The sequence below is a fragment of the Pseudomonas sp. IT-P74 genome (genome assembly GCF_949768175.1).
Classification (GTDB): Bacteria; Pseudomonadota; Gammaproteobacteria; order Pseudomonadales; family Pseudomonadaceae; genus Aquipseudomonas.
Window position 1 is genome coordinate 1 of record NZ_CATKQD010000011.1, and the last position, 22,703, is coordinate 22,703.

Annotated in this window: 17 protein-coding genes; 14 read left to right on the top strand and 3 right to left on the bottom strand. The window is 56.7% G+C overall.

Annotated features, from left to right (window positions below):
• On the top strand, positions 1-88 hold an 88-nt coding region (locus ACM6J5_RS08690), incomplete at its 5' end, for a hypothetical protein (RefSeq protein ID WP_414928531.1).
• Between the two features lie 19 nt (positions 89-107).
• Here ACM6J5_RS08690 and ACM6J5_RS08695 read toward each other — a convergent pair.
• Complete coding sequence (locus ACM6J5_RS08695) at positions 108-998, bottom strand: LysR family transcriptional regulator (protein WP_095946308.1); 891 nt, start codon at positions 996-998, stop codon at positions 108-110.
• Positions 999-1,162: 164 nt separating this feature from the next.
• On the opposite strand from ACM6J5_RS08695, the gene ACM6J5_RS08700 reads away from it, so the two are divergent.
• The 4 genes from ACM6J5_RS08700 (at position 1,163) to ACM6J5_RS08715 (ending at position 6,396) form a co-directional block, all read left to right on the top strand.
• The gene (locus ACM6J5_RS08700) at positions 1,163-2,245 is read left to right on the top strand and encodes a 4-oxalomesaconate tautomerase (RefSeq protein ID WP_095946309.1); all 1,083 of its coding nucleotides are present in this window, start codon (positions 1,163-1,165) and stop codon (positions 2,243-2,245) included.
• A gap of 43 nt (positions 2,246-2,288) precedes the next feature.
• The gene (locus tag ACM6J5_RS08705; RefSeq protein WP_095946310.1) at positions 2,289-3,623 is read left to right on the top strand and encodes a dicarboxylate/amino acid:cation symporter; all 1,335 of its coding nucleotides are present in this window, start codon (positions 2,289-2,291) and stop codon (positions 3,621-3,623) included.
• Positions 3,624-3,746: 123 nt separating this feature from the next.
• On the top strand, positions 3,747-5,051 hold the full coding sequence (locus ACM6J5_RS08710; protein ID WP_414928203.1) for a CitMHS family transporter: 1,305 nt from the start codon (positions 3,747-3,749) through the stop codon (positions 5,049-5,051).
• Between the two features lie 91 nt (positions 5,052-5,142).
• Positions 5,143-6,396 carry an OprD family porin gene (locus ACM6J5_RS08715; RefSeq protein ID WP_414928204.1) on the top strand — a complete coding sequence of 418 codons (1,254 nt, stop codon included), beginning with the start codon at positions 5,143-5,145 and terminating at the stop codon, positions 6,394-6,396.
• Positions 6,397-6,675: 279 nt separating this feature from the next.
• Here ACM6J5_RS08715 and ACM6J5_RS08720 read toward each other — a convergent pair whose 3' ends face one another.
• Complete coding sequence (locus ACM6J5_RS08720; RefSeq protein WP_414928205.1) at positions 6,676-7,779, bottom strand: GlxA family transcriptional regulator; 1,104 nt, start codon at positions 7,777-7,779, stop codon at positions 6,676-6,678.
• Positions 7,780-8,188: 409 nt separating this feature from the next.
• Between ACM6J5_RS08720 and ACM6J5_RS08725 the strand changes: the two genes are divergently transcribed.
• From ACM6J5_RS08725 to ACM6J5_RS08765, 9 genes are all read left to right on the top strand, one after another.
• Positions 8,189-9,217 (top strand): AraC family transcriptional regulator, encoded by a 1,029-nt coding sequence (locus ACM6J5_RS08725; RefSeq protein ID WP_414928206.1) that lies wholly within the window; start codon positions 8,189-8,191, stop codon positions 9,215-9,217.
• A 288-nt stretch (positions 9,218-9,505) separates the two neighbouring features.
• Positions 9,506-10,783, top strand: coding sequence for an OmpP1/FadL family transporter (locus ACM6J5_RS08730; RefSeq protein ID WP_414928532.1), 1,278 nt, complete (start codon positions 9,506-9,508; stop codon positions 10,781-10,783).
• Positions 10,784-10,873: 90 nt separating this feature from the next.
• On the top strand, positions 10,874-12,355 hold the full coding sequence (locus ACM6J5_RS08735; RefSeq protein WP_414928207.1) for a DUF1254 domain-containing protein: 1,482 nt from the start codon (positions 10,874-10,876) through the stop codon (positions 12,353-12,355).
• A gap of 151 nt (positions 12,356-12,506) precedes the next feature.
• Positions 12,507-13,181: a DUF3313 domain-containing protein gene (locus tag ACM6J5_RS08740; RefSeq protein WP_150672736.1), complete on the top strand. Its 675-nt coding sequence runs from the start codon at positions 12,507-12,509 to the stop codon at positions 13,179-13,181.
• 97 nt (positions 13,182-13,278) lie between these two features.
• Positions 13,279-14,091, top strand: a complete 813-nt coding sequence (locus tag ACM6J5_RS08745; RefSeq protein WP_414928208.1) for a transporter — start codon at positions 13,279-13,281, stop codon at positions 14,089-14,091.
• A gap of 233 nt (positions 14,092-14,324) precedes the next feature.
• Positions 14,325-15,713: a DUF1254 domain-containing protein gene (locus ACM6J5_RS08750; RefSeq protein WP_414928533.1), complete on the top strand. Its 1,389-nt coding sequence runs from the start codon at positions 14,325-14,327 to the stop codon at positions 15,711-15,713.
• Between the two features lie 265 nt (positions 15,714-15,978).
• On the top strand, positions 15,979-16,455 hold the full coding sequence (locus ACM6J5_RS08755; RefSeq protein WP_095945994.1) for a 2,4'-dihydroxyacetophenone dioxygenase family protein: 477 nt from the start codon (positions 15,979-15,981) through the stop codon (positions 16,453-16,455).
• 79 nt (positions 16,456-16,534) lie between these two features.
• On the top strand, positions 16,535-18,898 hold the full coding sequence (locus ACM6J5_RS08760; protein ID WP_414928209.1) for an arylsulfatase: 2,364 nt from the start codon (positions 16,535-16,537) through the stop codon (positions 18,896-18,898).
• Between the two features lie 58 nt (positions 18,899-18,956).
• Entirely contained in the window at positions 18,957-20,225 is a 1,269-nt protein-coding gene (locus ACM6J5_RS08765) for an anaerobic sulfatase maturase (protein WP_414928210.1), read from the top strand.
• A gap of 14 nt (positions 20,226-20,239) precedes the next feature.
• On the opposite strand, the gene ACM6J5_RS08770 is transcribed toward ACM6J5_RS08765, so the two are convergent.
• Entirely contained in the window at positions 20,240-22,675 is a 2,436-nt protein-coding gene (locus tag ACM6J5_RS08770) for an efflux RND transporter permease subunit (protein ID WP_414928211.1), read from the bottom strand.
• Positions 22,676-22,703: the final 28 nt, after the last annotated feature.

A 22,703-nucleotide genomic window follows, 5' to 3' on the forward strand; every position in this document is an offset into this window, starting at 1 on the left:
CAACGAACTGTTCTACCTGGACAAGACCATGATGGTGTTCGGCGACGCTAAAAAGGTCATAGAGGACATGGTCAAGGCTGTCGAGTAAAACTTGCTTCGCCGATCCCTCATTGCGGCCATTGTTCGAGCAGTATTGAAACGAACTTCTCCGCAGCGGGGGATAGTGATGCCCCGCGACGGTAAACCAATCCCAACGATCGATTCACCACAGGTTCTATCAAAGGGACGCTTACCAGCGTTGGGTGATCCCCGGCAGGCATTGCCAGACTTGGCATCGCCGATACGCCTAGCCCAGCCTCTACCAGGCCCAGAGAAGTAGACAAGTGCTGTACCTCGTAGAACCACTGTGGGCGCCAACTCAAGCCTGATAAAGCGTGATCCAGCAGCATACGGTTTCCGCTCAGGCGACCCACGCCGATAAGACGATAATCGCTGAGTTCAGACCAGGTCACCGAGCTACGTTCAGCCAACTCATGATCACGCCTGCAGGCCAACACAAAAGGCTCATTCACTAATGGCACGAACTCGATATCCGGGTGCTGGCCGCTCATCATATTGATGCCGAAATCGGCTTCACCCCGCAGGACTGCCTCAAGGCCTTCATTCGCACTAAGGTCCAGCAGTCGGATTCGAATTTTAGGATAGCGCTCGTTGTACAGGCGGATCACCGAAGGCAGAAAGTAGAATGCGGCAGTCGGAATACACGCCAGGGTCACCCTGCCAATTTGACGTTCCGCGAGCTCGCGGATATTGAGAATCGACTCATCGAAATCGTCCAGTAATCGCCGTGCCTTAGGCAGAAAATCCCTACCTACGCTGGTCAGGCTGACCTTGCGCGTTGTGCGATCGAGCAATGAGGTTCCCAACCCTTCTTCCAGCTTTTTGATACGCCGGCTCAAGGCTGGCTGAGACAGATGCAGCGCATCAGCCGCTTCGTGAAAACTGCCCAGTTCGGCAATCTTCACGAAAGATCGTATGTCGTTAAGCTCATAGTCCATTTTTTGTCATGCCAGCAACGAGAATGGATAGCAATCTACCTCAATTTAATCATTCGTCAAACGCAATAATAGCGACGATATTTGCATTGGAAACATTTTTTAAAGCCTGACACTCTTGCCTCAAGAACATCAAGTACCCCGATTGATCAACAAGAGTCTGTGTCATGCAAAGAATTCCCTGTGTGCTAATGCGTGGCGGTACTTCCAAAGGCCCGGTATTTCTCGCTTGGGATTTACCTGTAGCCATCGAAGCCCGTGACGAGCTGCTGCTCAACCTGATGGGCTCAGGTCATGAGCTGGAAATCGATGGCATCGGCGGCGGCAACCCGCAAACCAGCAAAGTAGCTATTGTCAGCCCTTCGTTGCACCCGGATGCGGATGTCGACTATCTGTTCGTACAAGTGATGGTTTCACAACGTCGGGTGGATACCGCTCCCAACTGCGGCAACATGCTGTGCGCCGTGGGTCCATTTGCTATTGAACAGGGGCTGGTCAAGGCTACCGGCGAGCGTACTCGCGTACGCATTCGCAATTTGAACACAGGGACATTTGTGAATTCCGAAGTGCAGACCCCGGATGGCAAGGTCAGTTACGAGGGAGAGACTGCAATCGACGGCGTGCCGGGTACCGCTGCACCGGTGCAACTGACCTTCCTCGATGCCGCCGGCAGTAAGACTGGCAAACTCTTCCCTACAGGAAACACACAGGATGTGATCGATAACGTTCCTGTGACCTGCATCGACATGGCAATGCCAATGCTTCTTGTCGAAGCTGGCCAGTTGGGCAAACGTGGAGATGAAAGCCCGGCCGAACTGGACGCCGACAAGGAATTTTTGCGGCGCCTCGAGTCGTTGCGGCTTCAAGCAGGCCTTGCAATGGGTCTGGGTGATGTCAGCGACAAGGTCATTCCCAAACCCGTATTGGTATCACCGGCCAAAGCCGGTGGCACGATCCAGGTTCGCTACTTCATGCCCCACAACTGCCACCGTGCCCTTGCCATTACTGGCTCCATCGGCCTGGCCACCGCTTGCGTCACTGAAGGCAGCGTAGTCGCGCAGATGCTGGGTGGAATCAGCACCCCTCGCCTGGAAAATGTTCGAATCGAGCATCCAAGCGGCGCAATTGACGTCGTGTTGTCCTATACCGGCGACAAGGCTGAGACCATTCGTGCCTCCGTAGTACGCACCGCTCGCAGGCTTTTCGCCGGTTACGTCTACGCCACTGCCACTGCGCGACTTGCCGGATAAATCTCGGTATCAGTTGGCATTTTGCATCAGCACAATTCTAAAAATGGGTGATGCCATGAAAGTTGTTAAATCGCTCTATTTCCAGATCCTCTGCGCTGTCCTGCTGGGCGTAATCGTCGGGCATTTCTGGGCTCAGCAAGCTATCGCTCTCAAGCCGCTCGGTGATGCCTTCATCAAACTGATCAAGATGATGATTGCACCTGTCGTGTTCTGCACCATCGTCACTGGCATTGCCGGGATGAGTGACAAGCGTTCACTCGGTCGCCTGCTCAGCAAGACCATGTTGCTGTTTCTTGGGTTGACGGTGATCAGCCTGATCATCGGCCTGGTCGCTGTCTATGTGTTCAAGCCTGGCGCCGGCATGAATATTGATCCGAGTCAGTTAAGCACCAGCGGATTGACTCAATACACCGAGTCGGCTGCGAAGCTTGGGGTGGTCGAGTTTTTCATGCACATCATCCCCGATACCTTTATCGGTGCATTCAGCAAGGGTGAAGTACTGCCGGTGCTGTTCATTGCGGTGTTGTCTGGCTTTGCCCTGTCCTCGCTTGGCGAGCGTGGCAAGCCGGTGCTTGACGTTCTTGAAGCCGCGTCGCACATGGTGTTCAAGATTTTCTCTTACCTGATGCGTTTTGCACCCATCGGCGCTTTCGGCGCGTTGGCGTTCACGGTAGGGCAGTACGGCATCACTTCGCTTGGTTCGCTGGCGAAATTGATCATGACCTTGTACATCGCCTGCGGTTTCTTTGTTTTCGTGGTGTTGGGAAGCATTTGTCGCGCTAATGGCTTCAGTCTCTGGAAGCTGTTGCGATACTTGCGTGAAGAGTTCCTGGTGGTACTGGGGACGTCTTCCACTGAACCTGTGATGCCGCGCATGCTGGAGAAGCTCGAAGCCTTGGGTTGCAAGAAAGGCGTGGTGGGCCTGGTATTGCCGACAGGTTATTCGTTCAACCTGGATGGTACTGCCATCTATCTGTCGCTGGCCGCCATTTTTATTGCCCAAGCCTGCAACATCGACCTCACCTTCACCCAGACCATCACCATGTTGGCGATCATGCTCTTGTCCTCAAAAGGAGCTGCTGGCGTTACCGGCAGCGGTTTTGTCGCACTGGCCTCTACGCTGACCGTGATTCACGACATACCTTTGGCCGGCTTGGCCTTGCTGATTGGCATCGATCGTTTCATGTCCGAGGCACGTGCACTGACCAGCCTGGCCAGCAATGCTGTGGCAACTGTCGTGATCTCTATATCGGAAAATGCTTGCAACCGGGAAACGCTGATACAAACCCTGGACGGAAAACCTGTTCCGGCTGAGGCGCTGGCCAAGAAAGAATCCTGGGAAGACCTGGAAGTCGCCAGGAACGCCAAGATCGGATAGTTCCTACTCCTGACTTTACTCAAAACCCACCCGCCAGGCACCGTTGATCGTGTCGCTTAGCGGGTTGGGGTGCGTATGCCTCGGCGTCAGCCACTCTAACGATAACAACAAGAGAATCGTCCTATGCTCGCTTTCCTTGGCTTAGCCATGGTGGTCGTATTCACCTTCCTCATAATGACTAAGCGTTTGTCGCCCATTGTCGCACTGACTGTTGTGCCCATTGTATTCGCCGTCATTGGCGGATTTGGCGGCACCACCGGCAAGTTGATGCTCGACGGCCTGAAAATGGTCGCCCCTTCAGCTGCACTCCTTTTATTCGCAATCCTGTTCTTTGGCTTGATGATCGACGCCGGTTTATTCGATCCACTGATTCGCAAAATATTGAAGCGAGTCAATGGTGACCCAATGAAGATCGCTGTTGGCACTGCCCTCCTCTCCTTGCTTGTAGCTTTGGACGGTGACGGCACAACCACTTACATGATTACTTGCGCGGCAATGCTGCCGCTGTACAAGCGCATCGGCATGAACCCGATGATATTAGCGACCATCGCTATGTTGTCTCTTAGCATTATGAGTGGCATGACGCCATGGGGCGGCCCCGCGACTCGCGCGATCGCGGCATTGGGCCTGGATGCAGGTGAATACTTCGTGCCTTTGCTACCGACCATGATTGGTGGTGCGATGTGGGTAGTCTTTACCGCGTTTTTGCTGGGCCGTGCCGAGCGTAAGCGTATCGGCAATGTTCAGCTGCAAAGTGGTGGCGGCGATTGCTACATCGAGGCGATTCTCGAGGACACACCGCACAAGCGTCCCAAGCTTGCGTACATCAACCTGCTACTCGTAGCCGCAGTGATGGCAGCTCTAGTGATGGGGCTGATGCACTCCGCGATTCTGTTCCTGATCGGCTTCGTTCTGGCGCTGATGATCAACTATCCACAATTGGACATTCAGAAAGAACGCATCCTTGCCCATTCGGGCAATGCCATGACCGTCGTGTTGCTGGTGTTTGCAGCCGGGATTTTTGCCGGGATTTTTTCGGGTACAAAAATGGTAGACGCCTTGGCCCAAACCCTCGTCGACTGGATCCCGCCGTCCTGGGGGCACCTGTTCCCACTGGTCGTTGCGATCACCAGCATGCCGCTGACCTTCGTACTGTCTAACGACGCCTACTATTTTGGCGTATTGCCGATCCTGGCCAATGCGGCCACAGCTTACGGCATTGATCCCGTGGAGATCGCCCGAGCGTCTATTCTCGGACAGCCTGTACACCTGATGAGCCCACTGGTCGCTTCTACTCTGTTGCTGGTGGGAATGGTCGACCGCGATATTGGCGACTTCCAGAAAGCCACTGTCAAATGGGCGGTGCTCACCTCGCTGGTGGTTACTGCACTGGCCTTGTTAACCGGGGCAATCAGCCTGTTCACCTGATTCACCCAAATCTTATGCCGTTGTCCAACGCGCCTCACTAGCGAGGCGCGCGCTGTCCTGCACTCTAAAAAACAATAATGAGTAATTTGCCATGAGCTTTTTGTATTCCCGTCAGGCTTTGTTTTGCGTTTTAGGTTTGTTGCCAATGGCCGGTGCCAGCGCCGAAGGCTTTATCGATGACAGCAAACTTAAACTGCAACTACGAAATGTGTATTTCAACGAAAACTTTCGTGACGAGCACGGCATGAGCGCACGAGCAGCGAGAACCGCAAAAAGTGAGCGAACCGAGTGGGCTCAAGGATTCTTGCTGGACTATCAGTCAGGATTTACACAAGGGACGATGGGGTTTGGCATTGATGCCCTTGGCCTGCTTGGGGTCAAGCTCGACTCAGGTCGTGGCCGTAGCGGTACCGGACTATTGCCGGTTCATGATGACGGTCGGGCGGCCGACGAGTTTGCCAGTGCCGGTGTTACAGCAAAAGCACGGTTTGCAAAGACCACCGTCAAATACGGCACCTTGCTGCCCAAGACCCCTGTGCTGATTTACAACGATGCGAGATTGTTGCCACAGACCTATCAAGGCACCCAAATAAGCAGCAGCGACATAGAAAACCTTACCGTCACCGGAGGGTACCTGGACCGTTTCAAACTCCGGGATTCTACCGACAGTGTGCCGATCGTACCTGACGGTTTCAGTGGGGATAAATCAGGAGACTTCAGCTACGCCGGTGCCGAATATAAATTGGGCAAGGACATCCGCCTGAGCTATTTCCATGGCGAGCTCGACAACTTCTACCGCCAGAACTTCGCAGGCATCCAACACGACCTGCCTTTGGCCGGTGGAGTGCTCACCAGTGACTTGCGCTACTTCCATAGCGCTGATACTGGATCTGCCTTCGACGGCAAAATCGACAACGACATGCTCAGTGGCCAACTATCGTATGCCATCGCGGGCCATACGATGGGGGGTGGCTATCAGACCCTCAGCGGCGATGCAGGCTTACCCTTCATCAGTGGTGCTACCGTCTATTCATTCAGTAACGCTGGCATTGGCAAATTCATTGAGGAAGACGAGAAGACCTGGATGCTTAATTACGGCTACAACTTCGCGGCCGCAGGCGTACCTGGCTTGACCTTTTCCGCGCGCTACCTGAGCGGCAATGACGGTAAATCCGATACCACCGTCAAGGAATGGGAGCGTGATACCGAGCTGGCTTACGTCGTTCAAGGAGGCACTCTCAAGGGCCTGGGCGTGCGCCTTCGCAACTATGTCTACCGCTCGGATTATTCCCGGGGGCGTGATAGCAACCGGATCTACCTTACCTACGACATTGTCCTTTGGTAGGACACGGATCACGACCGGATACCAAGGCTCGGGGCCGTGATCACGAACCAACTCATTTGAACGATGGCTTGCAGATCTCCCCCGACGCCGCCATGCACAAAACACCGCTCGTGGTAACCGGCATCGTTGGCGGGGGAAGCATTTTTTTGCCTGCACGCAAATTTGTGACGCCGCCGCAGACCAAAGGGACTCTGCGGTTTTCAATCACTCCATCAACCCATTACAGCTGACCGGCAGACACCGATCGCTCTGCTGCGGCGATGGATCCGACGGATCGGGCTATATCCGAACGCTGGCAAAAGTTGATTCGTTACGGGCCTGGCTCAGCGCCGACAACGGTCCGGACAACGGCGACAGCACCAGCGCTTGCGGCAGCGGCGTCATCGCGACTTGTTGTGTGGTGTTGGACCCTACACGCTCGTCACGCGGCGGAATGCCGTAGTACTCGCGGTAGCACTTGGAGAAGTGCGGCGTGGACACGAAACCGCAGACCGACGCCACTTCGATGATCGACATCGGCGTTTGCTTGAGCAATTGCCGCGCGCGGATGAGGCGCAGCTTGAGGTAGTAACGCGATGGCGAGCAGTGCAGGTACTTCTGGAATAGCCGCTCCAGCTGACGTCGCGAAACGGCGACGTACACCGCCAGTTCGTCGAGGTCGATCGGCTCTTCGAGGTTGGCATCCATCAGCGCCACGATTTCCTGCAATTTCGGCTGGTTGGTGCCGAGCATGTGCTTGAGTGGCACGCGTTGGTGATCCTGCTCATTGCGGATGCGCTCATAGACGAACATCTCGGAAATGGCCGCCGACAGTTCACGCCCGTGATCGCGGCTGATCAGGTGCAGCATCATGTCCAGTGGCGCGGTGCCGCCGGAGCTGGTGAAACGGTTACGGTCGAGAGTGAACAGCCGGGTGCTCATGGTCACCCGGGGAAAGGCTTCCTGCATCGCCGCCAGGCATTCCCAGTGCACACTGCAATCGAATCCATCCAGCAAGCCGGCACCGGCCAGCGCCCAGCTACCGGTGCACACCGCGCCCAAGCGTTTGGACTGACGTGCCTGACTCTGCAGCCAGGACACGTGTGCGCGAGTCACCGTGCGTTGAATGCCGATCCCGCCACAGACAATCACAATGTCGAGCGGCGGTGCTTTGTGCATGGCGGCGTCAGGGGTGATCTGCAGACCGTCACTGGCCCAGACTTGACCGCCATCGACGGTGAGCGTGGTCCAGCGATACAGCTCGCGACCGGACAACTGATTCGCCATGCGCAGGGGTTCCACTGCGGACGCCAGGGAAATCAGCGTGAAATTGTCCAGCAGCAGAAAGCCAATGGATTGAGGCGCACTGTTCTGGGGTTGGGCCCCGGAGTTGAACGTCGTCATCGCGGTATCTCCTCACACAAAGCGGGTAAACGGCCTCAGGCGCAGGCTCTTTTTATTGCTCGTCGGGCGAGCTATTTGTATTTATCTGCAAAACTCACACCTGACTTCAATGGATTCTTCCATGCGTTCAAAAAACGACACTCCGATGTCTCTATCTCGATGGTCGCAAGGCGCAAGGTTAAAAGCGAAGGAGATGGGGTCAACCGCTCTACTCATTGGCAGTGGGCAATAAGGTAGCGTTTTTGGTAGGGAATGGCCGAAAACGACAACCTGCCTGCTACCGACATGCACAGGTCGGTTTCGAAAAGAACAATGGGCGACAACGTTGGTGATTGCAGCAGCCTGAAGTATTCGAGGTGATGGCTCTGAGATACTATCTAAAGGTCAGAGAGTAGGATTGCGAACGGATATGCCAAAAAAACAATCGCCTTTAAAAATGAGTGGCCCAGGAGAAATCAACACGAGTCCATTTCGAAGCCTGCCGGAAGTGGTTGATTTTATAGGTGGTTCGTCGCAGAGGGTATTCCAGAAAGCAGGCCTGAGTTTAGAGCAATTCGTCAATGAAGAACGGCACCTCGCCTATATGGACGCTGCTCACCTGTTCAAGGCTGCATTCGAACACACAGATTGCGCCCACATTGGCTTACTGATAGGCGAGCGTTTTACACTGGATAAGTTGGGGCCGGTGGGCCAGCTTATGCGTCTGGCGAATACACCAGGCGATGCATTGATCGATCTGGTCGGACATGCAAACCTCTATGATCGTGGCGCGACCCCACTCCTTCTTCCCTTGGCGGGCCAACATAGTTTGCTGGGATATGTCATTTATCGCCACGACCTGCCCAATCAATCATTACTTGTCGACACTGCCGTCATGGTTGGCCTGCAAATGTTACGGACATTGTTAGGCGCTAACTGGACACCCGTTCGTGTGCAGTTTTCATATCGCAAGCCATCGGATATCACCCCGTACGTCAGAAAATTTCGCTGCAACATTCAGTTCAACGCAAGCATCTCCGGACTTGTAATCAACAATCAGCAACTCCGGCAGGTTCAATGTACGGCGAACCCACGCTTACACCACCTGCTAAAACTGGCTATTTCGACCGCCACGTCACCTTTGACGATTTCAGAACAAATAAAGAGTCAGGCATACGCTCTATTATTGAAAGGCCAGGCAAACTCCAGGCACATCGCCAGTCAATTTTCATTGAATGAAAGAACATTGCGACGCCGGCTGGATGCGGAAGGTTCTCACCTTAAAGAACTGATCACCGACTCCAGAAGCAACTTCGCGCGGCAGCTCTTGAAAGATACGGATTTGCCGATATCCACAATCTCTCAGGCCCTTCAATACCAGGATCCAAACGCCTTCTCCCGTGCATTCAAAACGTGGACAAATACGTCACCGCAGCATTGGAGAAATGGACTGGAGTAGCCTCCATTGAGGGGTGATTCGCCAATTTCCATACCACCGAGATACCGCGCGCACTGTCCGAAAATGCAAGATGCCTTTCTGATGATTGCCGTAAAGTGAACGCAACAACAGGCTGATTGCAAAGCTGATCTTCGGTTTTTTGTGCTGTTCATGAGGTTGGCGATTAGTTGCACCTGCGGGTGGAGTTCCGCGCAGATACTCAAGAAGGCCACACGAGAAAAAAACGAAGCCCTGGCCTTCGGGCGATGCAAGCGACATAGACTGAGTGATCTGATAGAGAGGGATTTCATGCCATTAAATAAAAGTGTGTTGTCGATTACTGTTCTTGGTGCGCTGACACTCTTGACCAGTGGCCGCAGTGTTGCCGGTGGCCTGATGTTGTACGAAACCGCCACCGACAACGTCGGACTGGCCAATGCCGGTGCAGCGGCCCGGGCACAAGGCCCTTCGACCATCGCCAGCAACCCCGCAGGCTTGAGTTACCTCAGCGGAACACAGATCTCCGCTGGCGCTCAGGTTCTTTTTGGTGACTTATCTTTTGATAAAGACAGTGAAACCAATACACCGGGCACTGGCAGTGGTAACGCGCTCGATCCCATACCGGGTGGCAGTTTCTTCATCAGCCATCAACTGGATGATCGGTGGTCCGTCGGTTTCGGCTCCTATGGCGATTTCGGCCTGGCTGAAAACTATGACAACGACTGGTCCGGCCGTTATTTCGTACAGAACGCGAGCATTGCGGGACTGTCACTCGTACCCAGTGTCGCCTATCGTTTCAACGATCAGTGGTCCGTCGGCGTCGGACTCAAAGCCATGTACGGGATGCTGAAGAGCGAAGCCGCCATCGATCAGGCGCCGCTCGGACTGACACAACGGGGTGACGGCCAATACAAATACCGGGACAGCACCTGGGGTTACGGCGCCAACGCAGGCGTGATTTATGCCCCAAAGCCCGGTACCCGGATTGGCCTGGCTTACACCAGTCAGGTTGACCTCGACTTCGAGGATCGCCTGGATGTGAAGAGCAGTGCTCCGTTGGTGAGCCGCCTCAACAGCGTCAACACCAGGATCGATCTGAAAGTACCGCAAACGGCGACCCTCAGCCTGTACCAGCAACTGGATACGCAATGGGCTTTTCTGGCTACAGTCAATTGGCAGGATTGGTCGAAATTCGGCGACATCGGTATTGACGTAGACACGTCCAGAACCGGTTCAAGGGCCGCCTCGATCGATGCGCATTACAAAGACACGTATCAATTGGCGCTTGGCGCTCAATACCAGATGAACCAGGACTGGATCTGGGATTTCGGTATCGCCTATGACACCTCCGCGGTGTCCGATGGTGATCGTACGCTCACCGTGCCCATGGGCGCCGCCTGGCGCTTCGCCACAGGCTTTACTTATTCGCTGAATAAAGAGACAGACGTGAATTTCAGTTGGGTCACGGTGTGGATGGGGGACATGTCAGTCGATCAGCAAAAAACGCTGTCTGGCGATCATGTATCAGGCGAGTTCGACAACGCCTGGATTCAAGCCCTGACCGCCAACATGACTTGGCGCTATTAAAAAATCGGCGAGGGTTTCAGGTCTTCAGATGACTTGACCGTGGATATGAACACTCACGACGTCAGCTTGCACAAAACCAACGAGGTGAACATGAACAGGAAGTCTAACAGGGGCTGGACAATGGCTGCGGCGGTCGTCGTCGTGGGTTCAACGCTTTTCGCGGGGTGTGCGGGCAAGAACGATCCGATCGCACAGGCCGACAAGGCGGATGTGGCCAAGGGCGTGGCCGCGCCGAGTCTGGTGCAGACCAAGGCGATCGCCGAGGAAGGCTTTATCTACGGTTTGCCGCTGGTCATGAACTACGCCGTGATGAACGAATTCGCGGTGGACGCCAAGTCCAGCCAGTTCAAGGCCCCCTTCAACCAGCTGTACAACGAGCATCGGGTTTCTACTCCCGCCGATACGGCCGTCATTACGCCCAACAGCGACACACCGTACTCGATACTCTGGGCCGACCTGCGCGCCGAGCCGCTGGTGATCACCGTGCCGGCCGTCTCCAAAAAACGTTACTACTCGGTGCAGTTGATCGACGGCAACACCTATAACTACGGTTACATCGGCAGCCGTGCCACGGCCAGCGCAGCCGGGAGCTATCTGATCGCAGGTCCCGACTGGAAGGGGGCGACCCCCCCTGGCATCGACAAGGTGTTCAGTTCCACGACGCCCTTCGCACTGACGCTGATCCGCACCCAGCTGTTCAATCCGGCCGACATGCCGAATGTCGAGAAGGTGCAGGCGGCTTACAAGATCCAGCCGCTGTCCGCCTTCCTCCATCAACCCGCGCCGCCCGCTGCGCCGAAAATCGCTTTCGTGCCGGCCACCACGGAGGGCATCAAGGCCAACTTCTTCGAGTACCTGTCGGCCGCATTGGAGTATGTGCCGCCATCGGCTGAGGACAAGGCGATCCGGGCGAAGCTGGCCAGCATCGGCGTAGGCCCCGGTCGCAGCTTCGAATTCAAGGACCTCTCGCTCGAGCACAAGGCCGCGATCCTGCTGGGAATGAAGGCCGGCGACGAGCAGGTCGACAAGTTCCTCGCGAGCGGCATGAAGAACATCAACGGCTGGAACGTCGGCGCGTTCTTCGGCGACCAGGCGTTCTACAAAGGCGACTGGCTGATGCGGGCCGGCGCCGCGAAGGGCGGTCTGTACGGCAACAACGCCACCGAGGCGACGTACCCCTACACGCGCACCGACGGCAGCGGTCAGACGCTGAATACCGGCAAGCGCAACTACACGCTGACCTTCCCGGCCGGCAAACTGCCGCCCGTCAATGCCTTCTGGTCGGTGACCATGTACGACGGCAAGAGCCAGCTGCTGATCAAGAACCCGCTCAACCGCTATCTGATCAATTCGCCGATGCTGTCGGCGATGAAGAAGAACGCGGATGGCTCGCTGACCCTATACATCCAGAAGGATTCGCCGGGCAAGGCCAAGGAAGCCAACTGGTTGCCGGCGCCTGACGACACGGTCTATCTGGTGATGCGCCTCTACTGGCCGAAGACCACGGCACCTTCGATTCTTCCCGCAGGCAGCGGCAGCTGGCAGCCGCCGGCAGTGGTGGCATCGAAGTAACGCGAACTTGCGGCTGCTTGCAGTTGGCAAGCAGTCGTTCGATTGCTCAGGCAGAGATCCAGCGGGCCTTATTGCCGAAAGGGCTGAGGCCACAGGGTCTGGCCTTGAATAACAGACATTCAGGAACACATCCCTCAAGGAGTACCGTTACATGAACTTCTCGCACAAATGGATAACGGGTGCCGCACTGAGCAGCTTGTTATTGACCGGTTGCGTATCGAAAGTTACCGAGCAACAACAGTACTCCGGCTTTCTGAAGAGTTATGGCGGCCTGCAGGAAACCACCTCGCCAAGTGGCGTGGAAGTGCTGCGCTGGGTGGCGCCAGGATTCAAGCCTGCGGATTATTCCACGGTGGTCTTCGAGCGTTTGGAACTGTATCCGGCGCCCAAGCCGGATGAACGCGTGGACCTGAAAACATTACAGGAACTGCAGGCCTACACCACTGAAAGCGCCAAGCAGGCATTGTCCCAAAACTACCTGGTCGTTCCAGACTCCAGAGATGTTCGCAAAGGCGAGCGAGCGCTGATCCTGCAGGCGGCAATCACTGGCGTGACAGCCACCAATGAAGGCATGAAATGGTACGAAGTGGTGCCGGTCGCGGCAGTCATAGGTGCAACTCAGGCCGCCACGGGGCATCGCGACCAGAATACCGAACTGTATATCGAGGCGGACTTGATCGACGCCAAAACCGGTGCACCGGTCGCAAAAGCCGTGCGTAAAGTGTTTGGCGAGAACCTGAAGAACGCCAGCCAGAAAATCACCGCGAATGACTTCAAAGCGGCCATCAAGGGAATGACCAGCGACATGCAGACGTTACTCAAGTAATCGTCACTGCGGGTGCTCAAGCAGTTTCTGCCGATCGTTAGCGGGCTCCCCTTGATAGTCGAGGAGCCCGCGGCGATCCGCATTCAAGGATTTCAACATGTACAAGCGCATTGAACGGCTTTTGCTCGCACTTTCGGCTTTCGGTATATCCGTTTCAAGTCAGGCTGACGATCAGGCGGAACTGGCTAAACAGTCATTGAATCCAGTCGCGGCACTGTACAGCTTGCCCATCCAATACAACTGGAATCAGAAAATGGGTCCCTCCGGCAATGGAATCCAGAGCGTCACCAATATCCAGCCGGTTCTACCCTTCTCACTCAATGACGATTGGAATCTGATCTCTCGCACGATCCTCCCGGTCATTGATCAGCATGGACTGGCACCGAGGGGCATCGCCGATAAAAGCGGAGTGGGCGACACCACGCAAAGCTTCTTTTTCTCTCCCAAAAAGCCCACCGAGGACGGCTGGATCTGGGGCGCAGGCCCCGTGCTGCTGTTACCGACCGGTAGTGATGAGCTACTGAGTAGCGAGCAATGGGGGATTGGACCGACAGCGGTGGCGTTGAAGCAGGCCAACGGTTGGACGACCGGTATTCTGGCGAACCACATCTGGTCGCTGGACAACAACCCGGCCAATGACAAGGAGAAGGTCAATCAGACGTATCTGCAACCCTTTCTGGTCTATACCACAGCGTCGTACACCAGTTTTGGCATCAATACAGAATCCACTTACGACTGGGAAGCCAGGGAGTGGAATGTGCCGATCAACCTGTTCGTGACGCAATTGTTCAAAGTCGGCAAGCAGCCCATGAGCCTTCAGGTGGGGCCGCGATACTGGGCGGACAGTCCTGAAGATGGTGCACACGGTTGGGGCTTTCGGGTGGCGTATACACTACTCTTTCCCAAGTGAAACGATCCGAGAGATGTGCGTTTAGCGCTCGAATGATTGATCGCCTGCGATTCGGTGAGATTCGAGAAGTTGCCTTCTTGATGGGCACAAATATGCATCAAGATCGTCAGGGGGTTCCTGCCTTTGGGGAGTACCGCCTGATTAGCAGTTAGCTGACCGACACCCCCATCTAACACGAAAAATGGAGTTTCAGGTTCATGATAACCACACTACCGAGAACATTTGGCTGTGCAATGGTATTGCTCGCGTCCTTTGGATTTACGCACGCCCAGGCAGCGGACATCACTCCCGCCGAGACGAAAGCCATCGCCGAGGAAGGCTACATCTACGGTCTGCCCATCGTGATGAACTACGCGACCCTGTACGAATACGCCGTGGACAAAAGCTCCAGCCAGTACAAGGCGCCGTTCAACCACATTTACAACATGCACAAAGTCTTTAGCTACAAGGACACGGCCATCGTCTCGCCGAACAGCGACACGCCGTATTCCTTGATGTTCATGGACCTGCGCAGCGAGCCGGTCGTGCTATCGGTACCGACGGTGGAGAAACCGCGGTATTACTCGGTGCAGTTGATCGATAACAACACCAACAACTTCGGTTACATCGGCAGCCGTACCACCGGCAGCGAAGCCGGCGATTACCTGGTGGTCGGCCCAGACTGGAAGGGCGCGACCCCGCCAGGCATCAAGAAGGTGTTTCATTCCCAAACACAACTACTCTTCGCGATCTTTCGCACCCAGCTCTTCAATCCGGCAGACATGCCAAACGTCGAAAAGGTCCAGGCCGGTTATGCGACCCAGCCGTTATCGGCTTATCTCAAGCAGCCCGCGCCGCCTGCCGCGCCGGCGATCGACTTTCCGAAGTTCGACAAGGCCCTGGCCAAGACCGACTTCTTCAAGTACCTGGGCTTTGCCTTGCAGTTTGCCCCGGCCACCCCGGATGAAGTGGCGATCCGCGCGAAGCTGGCCCGTATGGGCATTGGCGCCGGCAAAGACTTCAACTTCCAGGCGCTCTCCGCCGAGCAAAAGGCCGCTGTGGTCGAGGGCATGCAGGCTGGGCATGCGAAGGTCCAGGATGCGGTCAATCATCTCGGCACGCAGGTCAATGGCTGGAACATCGTGAGTTCCGGCGGTGATGCCGCGTTCTACAACGGTGATTGGCTAAAGCGCGCCGCCATCGCACAAGCGGGCATCTACGCCAACGACGCCGAAGAGGCCACGTATCCGATGGCCAAGATCCTGTCCGATGGTACGCCGCTTGACGGCAGCAAACACAACTACACCCTCACCTTTCCCGCTGGACAGCTCCCGCCGGTCAATGCCTTCTGGTCGGTGACGATGTACGACGGCAAGAGCCAACTGCTGATCAAGAATCCGGTCAATCGCTACCTCATCAACTCGCCGATGCTACCTGACATGAAGAAAAATGCAGACGGCTCGCTGACGCTCTACATCCAGAAGGACTCGCCCGGCGCGGACAAGGAAAGCAACTGGCTGCCCGCCCCGAATGATCTGATCTACATGGTGATGCGCCTGTATTGGCCAAAGACCGAAAACCCTTCCGTCCTGCCTCCTGGCAAAGGCACGTGGAGTCCGCCCGCGATCGTCAAAATCAATTGAGCACCTGACGACCGGTTGCAGCGGACGGCGCGGGCGTGCCGCCGCTGGACCGGGGCGTCGGCTGTGATTAGCCAAAGGCCTGCGGTGGCCGCAAACCGTAGATGTTGTTGTTTGGGCGTTATTTGCACGGCACTGCGCATGCTGCGATTCAACGCCATTGGATGGATCCCCCTCCTCAGGAGGGGGGCGGTGTGAGCACGGTCTGTTCACGATGCTCTTAATGCATCGCGCAGTTCCCTCCACCGTCCAATAGAGAACAACAAGCATGTTTTATGAAAACATCGACACCTCCTCCATCAACGACGAGGACCTGCCGTGGGTTCCGTTCGCGCCTTACAGCGATGAAATCTTCATCAAATACATCAAGTGCGACCCGGTTCGCGGGGAAACAATCACCCTGCTCAAAGCCCCGGCCGGGTCTTCTCTGCCCAAGCACTATCACTCCGGTACGGTCATCGTTTACACCGTCAAGGGTGGCTGGAAATACCTGGAGCACGACTGGATCTCGACACAGGGCGGCGTAGTGTTCGAAACCGCGGGGTCCAGCCACACGCCGATCGTGCTGACTGAATATGGAGATGAACTGATCACCTTGAACATCACCCAGGGCGATCTGCTGTATTACGACGATAACAACAACGTCGTGGCCGTCGAGAACTGGAAATCCAGCGTGGATCGTTACCTGGCGTTCTGCAAAGCCAATGATATCGAGCCCAAAGACATCACCAGCTTTGCGGTCTGACCCGCCCGCCAATCTCTCGGCCGCCCGGTGTTCGACCGGGCGGCTGCGCCGTTGCAATGAATAAAAAACGGAGACACCCATGTCCCAGAAGCTGCAACCCGCCGGACGTTTCACCCTGAAACTCTGCGCACTGTTGGCCAGCTCGGTCGCATCCGCACAAGACTCACTGCCCTTCCCGCCGACGCCTTCGGCCAGTGACGCCAAACCGACGCTGCAAGAATCGAAGCACCAGAAACGTCAGCATCAATCCCGCCTTCCTCCCGAGGCCCCCAATATTCTGGTGATCATGCTCGATGACGCCGGCTTCGCGCAGTCCGACACCGTCGGCGGTGCAGTCCATACGCCGACCCTGAGTCGAGTCGCCGACAGCGGTGTGCGCTACAACGCTTTTCATACCGCTGCCATCAGCTCCGCAACGCGTGCCGCATTGCTCACCGGACGCAACCATCACCGAGTTGGCAACGGCGTCATCGCAGAGCTGGCCACTGACTGGGATGGCTACACCGGCAAGATCCCCAAAAGCTCGGCGACCATGGCCGAGGTGCTCAAGCAATATGGCTACAGCACCGCCGCGTTCGGAAAATGGCATAACACGCCACCCCTGGACACCACAGCGGCCGGTCCTTTCGATACATGGCCGACGGCCTACGGTTTTGAACATTTCTACGGTTTCCTGGCCGGCGAAACCTCTCAGTACGAACCGCGTCTGTACCGCGACACAACGCCAATCGAACCGGCGCGAGATCCGCAATATCACCTCAGCGAAGATCTCGCCAATCAGGCCGTAAACTGGCTGCAAGACCATCAGACCTACGCGCCGGAAAAACCATTTTTCATGTATTGGACACCGGGTGCCGTACATGGCCCGCACCAGGTGAATGCACAGTGGGCCGATAAATACAAAGGCAAGTTCGACGGTGGTTGGGACGCCTATCGTGAGCAGACATTCGCTCGCCAGAAAGCGCTGGGCTTTATCCCGCAGGACGCCGTCCTCACCCCACGCCCGGCGGAACTCCCAGCCTGGGACAGCTTGTCGTCCGAACAGAAACAGTATCAGGCACGGTTGATGGAGGTGTATGCCGGCTTCCTGGAACATGCCGACACGCAGGCCGGCAAGATCCTCGACGAACTGGAGCGTGAAGGTCAGCGCGACAACACGCTGATCTTTTATGTCTTCAGCGACAACGGCGCTTCTTCCGAGGGGATGGAGGGGACGATCAATGAGTTGCTGGCCCAGAACGGGATTCCAGTCCCCAAAGAGCAGCAGTTGAAAGTCCTCGACGAGATGTATGGCGGCTTGTCCGCGCTCGGCGGTCCTAAACTTGAAAGCATGTACAACGCCGCGTGGGCCTGGGCAGGTTCAGGGCCATTCGCAGGCACTAAACTGGTCGCCGGCTACTTCGGCGGTACGCGCACGCCGCTGGCCGTTTCCTGGCCGAAACAGATCAAGGCCGACGCCAGGGTTCGCGCGCAATTCCACCACGTCAACGACATTGCCCCGACGGTCTACGACGTACTGTCGATCACACCACCCAAAGAGGTCAACGGTATCGCTCAGGACCCAATGGATGGCATCAGCCTGCGCTACACCTTCAACGACGCTCAGGTGAGGTCGAAAAAACCGGCGCAATACTTCGAAGTCCTGGGCAGTCGTGGCATTTACAAGGATGGCTGGATGGCCTCGGTTTTTGGCCCGCGTAAACCCTGGGTGCAAGGTTTTGCGCAGTTCATGGGCTGGAATCCGGCGAATGATCAATGGTCGCTCTACAACCTGCAAGACGACTACTCCCAGGCCAAGGATGTAGCCGCGGGTCATCCGGAAAAACTTGCGGAGCTGAAGGCGGAGTTTGAATTACAGGCCAAGGCTAACCATGTCTTTCCGATTGGTGCCGGTCTCTACCCCTTCCTCGATCCGACTGCACGAATCTCCAGCAGCCAACACGAATGGCACTTCAGTGATCGCGTCCATCGCTTTCCGGAGTTTGCGGCCCCCAACCTGCGCAATCAGAACAGCAAAGTTGTCGTCGACGCCGACGTTCCAGCTAACGCCACCGGCGTGCTGTATGCCTTGGGCGGTATCGGTGGCGGGGTCAGCCTGTACATGGATGACGGTTTCCTGATCTACGAGTACAACGCGCTGGCTATCTCTCGCGTCAAACTGCGTTCGGCCGAACGAGTACCCGCCGGCAAAGTCAGTATCGAAGTGCTGACGACCCTGTCGTCAACCAAGCCCGGAGCGCCGGCCAATCTGAGCTTGCGACTTGACGGGCAGGAAGCCGCCAAAGGGGTGACACCGTTTACTCCGGCACTGACGTTCACCGCCAGCGAAACCTTCGACGTCGCTCAAGACCTCGGTTCCCCCGTCACCCTGGACTATTTCGAGCGTGCGCCCTTCGCATTCAATGGCAAGGTCAAGGATGTACACGTGACGTATTTGCCTTGACCCTCAATGCCGCCCGGATAACCGGGCGGCAGATTGATGACTCCCGGACCCTGCCCCCATGCCTACCCACGAAACCCCGCCCCAGGGCTTGCATCTCATGGCCAAACCCGTCGGGCCGATCTGCAACCTCGATTGCAGTTACTGTTTCTACCTCGAAAAAGAACAGCTTTACCCGCCCAGGGAACGCTTCAGCATGACCGACGAGGTGCTGCGTCTGTATGTGCAGCGCTACATTGAGGCCCAGCCCACGCCTGAAGTCGAATTTACCTGGCAAGGCGGCGAACCGACGTTGCTGGGGTTGGACTTTTTCCAGCGCGCGGTCCTGTATCAACGCCAGTTCGCGGGCAACAAAGTCATTCGCAACACGTTGCAGACCAATGGCACGTTACTCAGCGACGACTGGTGCGCATTCCTCACCCGTGAACGCTTCATGGTGGGGATCAGTCTCGATGGCCCGCGATTCGTCCACGACCTCTATCGCCCCGACAAGCGCGGACACTCCAGTTTCGATGACGTGATGCACGGCCTGGAACTGCTCAAGCGGCATGGCGTCGACTTCAATGTGTTGGTGACCGTGGCGCGCGATGTCGCCAGATATCCCTTGGAAATCTATCGATTCCTCAAGTCTGAAGGCGTTCGTCATATTCAGTTCAACCCCGTGGTGGAACGCGAGCCCAGCGCCACACAGGTCAGTCTGGGTCTGCATTTCGCTATCCCGCCGGAGTTGCGTTTGCACGTTGTACCGGAGCCTGCGATGGTGACGGAACAAACGGTTGCCCCCCAGGCCTATGGCGATTTTCTCATCACGATTTTTGACGAGTGGGTGCGCCAGGATGTCGGGGAGGTTCATGTCATGAACTTCGAATGGGCATTGGCCTCATGGTGTCAGCTGCCGGCCTCGGTGTGCCTGTTCAGCCCGCGCTGCGGCAAAGCGGCGATCGTGGAGCACGACGGCAACGTCTACTCCTGCGATCACTACATGTATCCCGAGTATCTGCTGGGCAACCTCAAGACCGATGATCCTGCCCTGCTACTCGCCTCTGCTGCGCAACAAGCCTTTGGCGCCGCCAAGGAAGAGACACTGCCGACGTATTGCCAGCAATGCGATTACCGCTTCGCCTGCCATGGCGAATGCCCGAAAAACCGCTTCATGAATGCGCCCGACGGCGAGCCGGGCCTGAACTACCTGTGCCCGAGCTACAAGAAATACTTTCGTCACCTGACGCCCTACATGAATGCCATGGCCCAACTGGTCAGCCACCAGCAACCCGTGGCGTTGATCATGCAGGCCTTCACCGGCCCGCTGATCGTGCCACTGGGTAAATAGCCTTTGAGGGTTGATCAAGGCGCACGACGGAGCAGGAAATGCGACAGTGCCGGGATCAGCACCAAGGCGCCGACCATGTTCCAGATGAACATGAAGGTCAGCAGGATGCCCATGTCGGCCTGGAACTTGATCGGCGACCAGGCCCAGGTGATCACGCCCGCCGCCAGAGTGATGCCGACCAGCGCCACCACTTTGCCGGTGAAGGCCACCGAGTTCCTGTAGGCCTCGGTCAGCGACAGGCCGGCACGCTGCTGAGCCAACTGAACGCTGAGCAGGTACAGCGCGTAATCGACACCGATGCCGACACCCAAGGCAATCACCGGCAAGGTCGCGACCTTCACGCCCATGCCCAGCCAGACCATCAACGCCTCGCAGAGAATCGACGTCAGCATCAACGGCACGACCGCCACCACCACCGCTCGCCAGCTGCGGAAGGTGATGAAGCACAGCACGATCACCGCGCCATACACGTAGAACAACATGGTGCGATTGGCGTCGCGCACGACGATATTGGTCGCCGCTTCGATCCCGGCGCTACCGGCGGCGAGCATGAACTGCCGATCGTCGTTGCTGTGTTCACGGGCGAACTGATCGGCCACTTTCACCACGTGATCGAGGGTTTCAGCCTTGTGGTCGGAGAGATAGGCGATCACCGGCATCATCGAACAGTCACTGTCGAACAGTTCCGGGTTGTTCACCGAGGCCTGTTGCGCGCCGTAGTTCAGCACGTTCTGGTTGCGCGCGACGGTCAGCATTTTCGGGTTGCCTTCATAGGAACCCGCCGTGATCTGGCGCACCGCGTTGACCAGCGACACGGTCGTCTGCACGCCCGGTTGCTGTTGCAGCAGCCAGCCGAGACGATCGGCTTCCACCAGGGTTTCGTACTTCAGGCAACCTTCGCTGGCGGTTTTGACCATGACCGCAAACTGGTCGCTGGACAGCGAATAGTTGGCAGTGATGTAGGCGTTGTCGCGGTTGTAACGTGAGTCGGCGCGCAGTTCGGGTGCGCCCGGATCGAGATCACCGATCTTCAACTGCGTGCTGACCATGAAGCCGCCAACTGCCAACAGGCCCGCGACCACCAGGGCCCCGGTAGCCCAGCGGCGTTCCGTGAAGCGATCAAGAAAACTCCAGAGATTGCCCAGGCCCTTGCCGCGCAGTTCATCCTTTTCCTGACACAGGGTACGGGCAGCTGCCTTGCGGCTTACACCACAGTAGGACAACAGCACCGGCAACAGCACCAGGTTGGTAAAGATCAGCACCGCCACACCAATGCTCGCGGTGACGGCCAGGTCCTGGATCACCGGAATGTCGATCAGCATCAGCACCGCAAAACCCACGGCATCGGCCAGCAATGCGGTCAGTCCGGCCAGGAACAGGCGGCGGAAGGTATAACGCGCGGCGATCAACTGATGGGTGCCGCGTCCGACGTCCTGCATGATCCCGTTCATTTTCTGCGCACCGTGGGACACGCCGATGGCGAACACCAGAAACGGCACCAGGATCGAAAACGGGTCGAGTACGTAACCGAACAAGGAGATCAGGCCCAGTTGCCAGACCACCGCAACCACCGAGCACAGAATCACCAGCGCGGTGCTGCGCACGCAACGGGTAAAGCCAAAGATGATGGCCGTGGCGATCAGCGCTGCGGCGCCGAAGTACATCATGATCAGCATCAGGCCATCGATCAGATCGCCCACCAATTTGGCGAAACCGATCACGCGGATCTTGATCGGGCCCTTGCCCTCTTCGCCCGCCTTGTGTTTCGCGCTGCTGTCGGCAAACTCGAACTTGTCACGCAGTTGTTCTTCGAGCGTGCGCGAAAAGCGGTGATAGTCGATGGCGGCGCCCGTGACCGGATCCTTCTCCAGCAGCGGCACCACAATCATGCTCGATTTGAAGTTGTTGCCGACCAGGCTGCCAATGATGCCGGAGCGGGCAATGTTCAAGCGCAGTTGCTCGACCCCACTGGCTGACCCGTCGTAGGAGTCCGGCATGACCGGGCCACCACGGAAGCCCTCCTCCGTGACCTCGGTCCAGCGCACGGCAGGCGTCCACAATGACTTTATCCAGGCCCGGTCCACGCCCGGGGTCAGGAACAAGGTGTCATTGACCTGCTTGAGCACCTCCAGGTATTTCGGGTCGTAGATGTCGCCGTCGGTGTTTTCCACCACCACTCGAACCGTATTGCCCAGCCCGCGTAACGACTGGCGATTCTCAAGGTAGTTTTTGATGTACGGCTGACTCTGCGGAATCATCTTTTCGAAGCTGGCATTGAGCGCCAGCCCAGTGGCCGCGAAATAGCTCAGCACTACCGTCACGATCAGACAGGTCAGCACCACCAGCAGGCGATGGTTGAAAATCAGGCGTTCAAGGACATTGCCGGAGCGTGCATCGAAGCCCTTCAGCTCTCGGATCACCGGCATCGTATCGAGGTTGTAGTTACCCATGAAGTGGCTCGTCTCTTTTTATTATGTG

Coding starts and splice junctions, on each gene's coding strand:
- ACM6J5_RS08695 (WP_095946308.1), bottom strand. CDS start 998: ATGGACTATGAGCTTAACGACATACGATCTTTCGTGAAGATTGCCGAA.
- ACM6J5_RS08700 (WP_095946309.1), top strand. CDS start 1,163: ATGCAAAGAATTCCCTGTGTGCTAATGCGTGGCGGTACTTCCAAAGGC.
- ACM6J5_RS08705 (WP_095946310.1), top strand. CDS start 2,289: ATGGGTGATGCCATGAAAGTTGTTAAATCGCTCTATTTCCAGATCCTC.
- ACM6J5_RS08710 (WP_414928203.1), top strand. CDS start 3,747: ATGCTCGCTTTCCTTGGCTTAGCCATGGTGGTCGTATTCACCTTCCTC.
- ACM6J5_RS08715 (WP_414928204.1), top strand. CDS start 5,143: ATGAGCTTTTTGTATTCCCGTCAGGCTTTGTTTTGCGTTTTAGGTTTG.
- ACM6J5_RS08720 (WP_414928205.1), bottom strand. CDS start 7,779: ATGACGACGTTCAACTCCGGGGCCCAACCCCAGAACAGTGCGCCTCAA.
- ACM6J5_RS08725 (WP_414928206.1), top strand. CDS start 8,189: ATGCCAAAAAAACAATCGCCTTTAAAAATGAGTGGCCCAGGAGAAATC.
- ACM6J5_RS08730 (WP_414928532.1), top strand. CDS start 9,506: ATGCCATTAAATAAAAGTGTGTTGTCGATTACTGTTCTTGGTGCGCTG.
- ACM6J5_RS08735 (WP_414928207.1), top strand. CDS start 10,874: ATGAACAGGAAGTCTAACAGGGGCTGGACAATGGCTGCGGCGGTCGTC.
- ACM6J5_RS08740 (WP_150672736.1), top strand. CDS start 12,507: ATGAACTTCTCGCACAAATGGATAACGGGTGCCGCACTGAGCAGCTTG.
- ACM6J5_RS08745 (WP_414928208.1), top strand. CDS start 13,279: ATGTACAAGCGCATTGAACGGCTTTTGCTCGCACTTTCGGCTTTCGGT.
- ACM6J5_RS08750 (WP_414928533.1), top strand. CDS start 14,325: ATGGTATTGCTCGCGTCCTTTGGATTTACGCACGCCCAGGCAGCGGAC.
- ACM6J5_RS08755 (WP_095945994.1), top strand. CDS start 15,979: ATGTTTTATGAAAACATCGACACCTCCTCCATCAACGACGAGGACCTG.
- ACM6J5_RS08760 (WP_414928209.1), top strand. CDS start 16,535: ATGTCCCAGAAGCTGCAACCCGCCGGACGTTTCACCCTGAAACTCTGC.
- ACM6J5_RS08765 (WP_414928210.1), top strand. CDS start 18,957: ATGCCTACCCACGAAACCCCGCCCCAGGGCTTGCATCTCATGGCCAAA.
- ACM6J5_RS08770 (WP_414928211.1), bottom strand. CDS start 22,675: ATGGGTAACTACAACCTCGATACGATGCCGGTGATCCGAGAGCTGAAG.